Below are 6,046 nucleotides of genomic sequence, written 5' to 3'. Positions count from 1 at the left end.
GGGCCGCGCCACCCGGGGGCCCGGGCCGCCGCTGCGCCCGTCGCCCATGCCGAGCTGCGTCACCGTCACCGGCCGTCCCAGTCGCCGCGACAGGGCCTCGGCGATGAAGCCCTGCACGCGCGGGGACGGACGGGCGCCGCGCAGCCAGTGGGCCACGGAGGTGCGGTCGTAGCCCAGCCGGACGCCCGCCTCGGCGGCCGCCCGCCCGATGGCGCGGGCGAACGCCTCCTGTGTCCACTCGGTCTCCGCCAGCAGGAGGCGCAGCGGAGCGTTCGGTGTCGGGTCACGGCGGTGGTGGTCAGCGGGCTGCACGGCCGACCACCCGGCAGCTCTCGAAACGGAATCGGATCGGGTCATTCATTTCGCGGCCCTCCTCAGGTGCTCCCCACGCGCCTCGCGTGCGGAGTGAACCCAGCGAACCGCGGCTTCCGCTTCCTCGGAAGGATGTGCGCTGCGCACGCACAGGTGGGACTTTCACACCCCGTGTGAACGGATGTCCGTTACTCTGCGAAACAAGGGTTGTTCGACCGGAGGGCGGACATGGAGCCCAACACCCAACTGGACGTGCTGCTTGACCAGTCCGGAATCTCCCGGGCCGGTCTGGCCGTCCGGATCAACCGTCTCGGCCGCGAGGCTGATGTCACTCTGCGTTACGATCATACGGCCGTCGCGCGCTGGTTGAAGGGGCAGCGCCCGCGCGGCAGTGTGCCGGAGCTGATATGTGAGGTGCTGGGCGCGCGGGTCGGCCGCGTCCTCACCCTCGCCGACATCGGGATGGGCGGCCCACCGGCCTCGTCGTCCCCGGCATCGGAATCCGCCGCGGGGGAGTACGGGGACGCGGGGCAGGGAGCCACTCTGGGCCGGTTCGTGGAGCGGGCGGCGCTGTCCTGGCGGTCCGACCAGCTGCACGCCGCCCCCGTCAGCAGGACAGCCCGGCCGGCTGCCCGGCCCGCCCTGCTGACGGGTGCGGCGGCGGTCGCGCCCGTATGGGAGTGGGAGAACCCGCCCGAGGACCTGGACGTGTCGCACGAGGGTGTGCGGGAGGTGTCGGAGGTCGACGTGGCGGTGCTGCACGCGGCGCGCGGCCACTACGAGCACTTGTACCGCAACGCGGGCGGCGTGGTGACGCGTCCCCGCGTCGTCGGCTTCCTCACCGGCGCGGTGGCGCCGCTGCTGCGCGGCGGGTACGACGACCGCACCGGACGTGAACTGTGCCGCGCCGCCGGTTCGCTGGCCGCCGTCAGCGGCATCTGCGCGTACGACGCGGACGCGCAAGGACTCGCTCAGCGCTACTTCCATCAGGCGCTGCGGCTGGGCAAGGCCTCCGGCGACCGGCTCTTCGGCGGCTACGTCGTGGCGTTGCTGGTCAACCAGGCGCTGTTCCTGGGAGACAACCGGCGCGCCATCGCCTGTGCGGAGGCGGTGTTACGCACACCCGGGTCGCACTCGACACCGGCCCTGGCGACCGACCTGTACGCGATGCAGGCGAAGGCGTACGCACGGCTCGGTGACCGGCGGGGGGCGCACAGCTGCATGGGCAGCGCTGAGACGTTCTCCACCCGGATCCGCCCGGAGGAGGAGCCGGAGGAGACCGGCTACGTCGAACCGGGCCTTGTGCAGGTGCGATTGGCGGAGGCGCTGCTCGTACTCGGAGAGCTGGGAGCCGCCGGCCGGTATGCCTTGGAGGCGGCCAGGGCACCCGCCCATGTGCGTGGCCGGGTCAACCGGCTGGCCACCCTCACCGACGTGGAGCTGCGGAGCGGTTCGACGGAGCGCGCCGCGGAGGCGGCGGTGCGGATGGTCGAATACGCGCAGGGCATCGAATCGCAGCTGCTGCGGCAACGGATGCGCAGGGCGCGGGAGCATCTGCTCCGGTATCCGGGGACGCCGGTCGCCGAGGCGGCGAAGCTGATCGAGGAGGCGTTACGGGTGCCCCTCTGAGCGAGGGCGGCCGGCGCCGCGCTTGCCTCGGGCGGCTGCCGCAGCATGCTGGGATGTGCCCAACCTCCGTCCGGAAGGGGGCACATACGTGCGATGGAAGAACCTGGGTGAGCACACGGTGTACGAGAACCAGTGGTTACGGGTCAATCTGGCGGACGTGCTGCTTCCCGACGGCCGCCACCTGGACCACTATCTGATCCGGCTCCGGCCGGTGGCGATGGCCACCGCGGTCAACGAGAAGAACGAGGTGCTGATGCTCTGGCGGCACCGCTTCATCACCGACAGCTGGGGATGGGAGCTGGCCGCGGGTGTGGTGGAGGAGGGCGAGGACCTCGCCGAGGGAGCCGCACGGGAGATGCTGGAGGAGACGGGCTGGCGGCCCGGACCGCTGCGGCATCTGATGACGGTGGAGCCGGCCAACGGGCTGATCGACGCCCGGCACCACATCTTCTGGTCGGACGGTGCCACCTACGTCGGCCACCCCGAGGACGACTTCGAGTCGGACAAGCGGGAGTGGGTGCCCCTCAAGGAGACGCCGGAGCTGATCGCCGACGGCGAGGTCCCGGCGGCGAACACGGCGGCGGCGCTGCTGATGCTGCACCGGCTGCGCTTCGGATGACCTGGTGCCGGGACGGGCACCAGCGGTCCCCGGCCGTGAGCCGGCCGGGGACCGAACCTGCCGGTTACGCGCTCCGCAGGAAGCTGTCGCCGTGCTGGGCGATGTGCTGCTCCAGCGCCGCCAGCGCCTGCTGCACCTCGGCGGGGGAGCCGCTGCCGCGCTGCTCCGCGTAGTAGGCGGCGCCCAGCTTGCGCAGCAGGTCGCTGCCCGCACGCTGCGCCTGGACCTCCCCCACCTTCTCCTTGCCCTGGGCCAGCCCGCGCTGTGCCTGCTCCCTGGCCTTGTCGAGAAAACCCGCCATGGTCCTGCCTCCTGATGATGTGTGCGTGGCCGTGTGTGCCCTTGGTCACCCAACGTATGCCGTGATCAGCCCGTTCCCCGGGTCGGGCGCCGCCGAGTGGCTGACATAGCGTGGGTCCATGACCTCTGGTGACCGTGACCGCACCGGGGCCGCCGCACCCGCATCCCGGCCCACCACCTCGCGCAGCAGCGCCGAGGGCGGGCACGCCGGTGGCACGGTCGGCGCGGTCGGCATGGTGATCGGCAGCGCCATGTCGCTGCAGTTCGGCTCTGCCGTCGCGGCCACGCTGTTCCCGCGCGCGGGCGCACTGGGGGTCGTCGCGCTCCGGCTGGTCTTCTCGGCGCTGCTCATGCTGCTGGTGTGCCGACCACGGCTGCGTGGCCACCCGCGTACGGACTGGGCAGCCGTCCTCGGGCTCGGGATCGCCCTCGGCACGATGAACACGCTCTTCTACCAGGCCATCGACCGCATCCCGCTCGGTCCCGCGGTCACCCTCGAATTGCTGGGCCCGCTCGTCCTGTCCGTCGTCGCCTCAAGGCGTCTGCTGAGCCTGCTGTGGGCCGGGCTGGCACTGGCCGGGGTCGCGCTGCTGGGCAGCAGCGGCTTCGGGCAGCTCAACTTCGCCGGCGTCGGTTTCGCGCTCTCGGCGGGTGTCATGTGGGTCGCGTACATCATCTTCAACTCCCGTACGGGCGCCCGCTTCCCCAAGGCCGACGGGCTCGCCCTGGCCATGGGCGTCGCCGCCCTGGTCAGTGCGCCGCTCGGGGTGGCCGACGCCGGCAGCGCGCTGCTGGACCCGGTGACGCTGGGGCTGGGCGCGGCGGTGGCCGTGCTCTCCTCCGGAGTGCCGTACACGCTGGAGCTGTTCGCGCTGCGCAGGCTCCCGGCAGCCACCTTCGCCCTGCTGATGAGCCTGATGCCGGTGGCCGCGGCGACCGCGGGGTTCGTGGTGCTCGGACAACGCCTGGAGCCGCTCGAACTGGTGGCCATCGCCATGGTCATCGTCGCCAGCATGGGGGCGGTGCGCACTCCGCCCGTACGGACCGAGCCCCGCCAGGTCATAGGCTGAGCCGGTGAGTGAACGGCAGGTGGTCGGCTGGAGCGAGGACGACGGCGAGCGGTCGGCCCGGTGGCGTTCCGAGAGCGGGGCGAAGCCGCCCCGGCACATCCGCCCCGCCGACGACCGGATGCCCGCCGACGCCGCCTACAAGCTGGTCTGCGAGGGGACCGCGCTCCTGTGGCGCGGCGACTTCCAGGGCGCGCGCCAGCTGCTCGCCGCACTGCGCCGCCGGGTCGACCGTAAGTCCGCCAAGGCCGGCGCCGGTCCGCGCGAGAACTTCCACCTCCAGCGGCAGGCCCAGTCCCGGCGCGCCCGGCTGCTGGGCATGCTGCTGGTCCCGCTGGACTCCGACGCCGCCCACGGATACGCCGTGCCGCTGCGCCGCGCCCCCGACGTGCGGGAGGCGTGCGCGGAGGCGTACGGGCCGCCGGAGTCCGGCGAGGAGACCTCCCTGGTCGCGCTGCGCGAACTGCTCGGCCTCATCGGAGCGCACGAGTGGCGGCGCAAGGGGGTGCCGGTCCCGGCGCTCGGCGGTGACCGTGTGCACCCGGCCTACGGCGTCTTCTCGCCGGTGCGCGGCGAGTACGTCGACCTGGTGGCCCGGACCGAACTGCCCGCCGGTGAACTGGCCTACGACATCGGCACCGGCACCGGCGTGCTCAGCGCGGTGCTGGCCCGGCGAGGAGTGCCCAGGATCGTCGCGACCGACCAGGACCCGCGCGCGCTGGCCTGCGCCCGCGCGAATCTCGACCGGCTCGGCGCGTCCGGGCGGGTGACGGTCGTGCAAGCGGACCTCTTCCCGGCAGCGGCGGACGCCGGGCGCGCCTCGCTCATCGTCTGCAATCCGCCATGGCTGCCCGCCAAGCCCACCTCGCCGCTCGAACACGCCGTCTACGACCCCGGCAGCCGCATGCTGCGGGGCTTTCTCGACGGACTGACGGACCATCTCACGGCGGACGGGGAGGGCTGGCTGATCCTCTCCGACCTCGCCGAGCACCTTCAGCTGCGTACCCGCGAGGAGCTGCTCGGCTGGATCGGGGCCGCGGGCCTGCGCGTCGTGGGGCGCGAGGACATCCGCCCCCGGCACCCTCGGGCCGCCGACCCCGACGATCCGCTGCACGCCGCCCGCGCGGCCGAGATCACCTCGCTGTGGCGGCTCGCTGCCCGTTAGCGGCCGGACGAGGCCCGCACCGAGACGGCGGTGAGGATGAATCCGGAGCGCACCAGCCAGCGGCCCGCGAAGGCGGTCACCGGGCGGTCCAGGCCGGTCACCGGATCGGGGGTGAGCACAGCGGTGAAGGTTCCGCCGCCCGCCTCCACACCGGTGAACTCCACCCGTGCGTCGGAGAAGTCCAGCTCCGTGGACATCATCGGATACCAGGCCTTGTAGACGCTCTCCTTTGCGCTGAACAGCAGCCGCCCCCGCTGGACGGGACCGGCCCGCGCGTCGTCGGCCTGCGCGTCCTCCGCCCACGCGGCCTCCGCCGGCAGCGCGATCGACCCCAGCACGCCTTCGGGCAGCGGCAGATTGGGCTCGGCGTCGATGCCGAGGGCCATCAGGTCGCTGACACGTGCCACGGCTGCCGCCCGGTACCCGTCGCAGTGGGTCATGCTTCCCACCACCCCGGCAGGCCACACGGGAGCGTTGCGCGTGCCCGGCAGCAGGGGGGCGGGCGGGCGGCCGAGACCGGACAGCGCGCGGCGTGCGCAGACCCGTACGGTCGCGAACTCCCGTCGCCGTTTCGGCACCGCCTTGCCGAGCAGGGCCAACTCCTCCTCGTACAGGAGCTCTTCCCCGTAATCCTCGAACGTCTCGTGGCTCGCCGCGCTGTCCGGCAGCAGTTCGCCGATCACGGCTGCTGCTCCTCTTGCCGAGGGTGCGGGTGCGGCAGGATGCGGCGCGGCCCGGGCGGGCCGCCCCGGCGGCGCCACTCGCGCGGATAGCCGATGGAGACTTCTTCGAAGCGCACCCCGTCGTGCCACGTGGTCCGCGGGATGTGCAGGTGGCCGTAGACCACTGCCGTGACGTTGAAGCGGGTGTGCCAGTCCGCGGTGTGCACCGTCCCGCACCACTGTGCGAACTCCGGGTAATGCAGGATGTCGGTCGGCTCCCGCACCAGGGGGT

The 6,046-nt window shown here is 72.8% G+C and carries 7 protein-coding genes and 1 pseudogene; 4 read left to right on the top strand and 4 right to left on the bottom strand.

The annotated features are described in order from the left end of the window. A partial coding sequence (locus tag ACRDP3_RS20545) for a helix-turn-helix domain-containing protein (RefSeq protein WP_431518443.1) occupies positions 1–312 on the bottom strand: 312 nt, incomplete at its 3' end. A 228-nt stretch (positions 313–540) separates the two neighbouring features. Between ACRDP3_RS20545 and ACRDP3_RS20540 the strand changes: the two genes are divergently transcribed. Both ACRDP3_RS20540 and ACRDP3_RS20535 read left to right on the top strand, forming a co-directional pair. Next, complete coding sequence (locus ACRDP3_RS20540; protein ID WP_431518442.1) at positions 541–1,941, top strand: transcriptional regulator; 1,401 nt, start codon at positions 541–543, stop codon at positions 1,939–1,941. An 88-nt stretch (positions 1,942–2,029) separates the two neighbouring features. Continuing rightward, a complete protein-coding gene (locus ACRDP3_RS20535) occupies positions 2,030–2,560 on the top strand; it encodes an NUDIX hydrolase (RefSeq protein WP_431518441.1) in 531 nt (176 codons plus the stop codon). Between the two features lie 64 nt (positions 2,561–2,624). Here ACRDP3_RS20535 and ACRDP3_RS20530 read toward each other — a convergent pair whose 3' ends face one another. Next, entirely contained in the window at positions 2,625–2,861 is a 237-nt protein-coding gene (locus ACRDP3_RS20530; RefSeq protein WP_431518440.1) for a hypothetical protein, read from the bottom strand. A 118-nt stretch (positions 2,862–2,979) separates the two neighbouring features. Here ACRDP3_RS20530 and ACRDP3_RS20525 point away from each other — a divergent pair, with 118 nt between their 5' ends. Together ACRDP3_RS20525 and ACRDP3_RS20520 are read left to right on the top strand one after the other, a co-directional pair. Beyond that, entirely contained in the window at positions 2,980–3,930 is a 951-nt protein-coding gene (locus tag ACRDP3_RS20525; protein ID WP_431518439.1) for an EamA family transporter, read from the top strand. A 4-nt stretch (positions 3,931–3,934) separates the two neighbouring features. Further along, the gene (locus ACRDP3_RS20520; RefSeq protein WP_431518438.1) at positions 3,935–5,092 is read left to right on the top strand and encodes a methyltransferase; all 1,158 of its coding nucleotides are present in this window, start codon (positions 3,935–3,937) and stop codon (positions 5,090–5,092) included. On the opposite strand, the gene ACRDP3_RS20515 is transcribed toward ACRDP3_RS20520, so the two are convergent. Continuing rightward, positions 5,089–5,775 carry a 4'-phosphopantetheinyl transferase family protein gene (locus tag ACRDP3_RS20515; RefSeq protein ID WP_431518437.1) on the bottom strand — a complete coding sequence of 229 codons (687 nt, stop codon included), beginning with the start codon at positions 5,773–5,775 and terminating at the stop codon, positions 5,089–5,091. The two genes, ACRDP3_RS20520 and ACRDP3_RS20515, sit on opposite strands and share 4 nt — an antisense overlap. After that, positions 5,772–6,046 (bottom strand): annotated as a pseudogene (locus ACRDP3_RS20510) (metallophosphoesterase); the annotation flags it as partial. The pseudogene ACRDP3_RS20510 and the gene ACRDP3_RS20515, both read right to left, overlap by 4 nt.

Origin of the sequence: Streptomyces sp. (genome assembly GCF_050698815.1) — a bacterium.
Lineage (GTDB): Bacteria > Actinomycetota > Actinomycetes > Streptomycetales > Streptomycetaceae > Streptomyces.
Note: the sequence above shows the minus strand (reverse complement) of the source record. Positions and strands in the feature narration are given on the sequence as shown.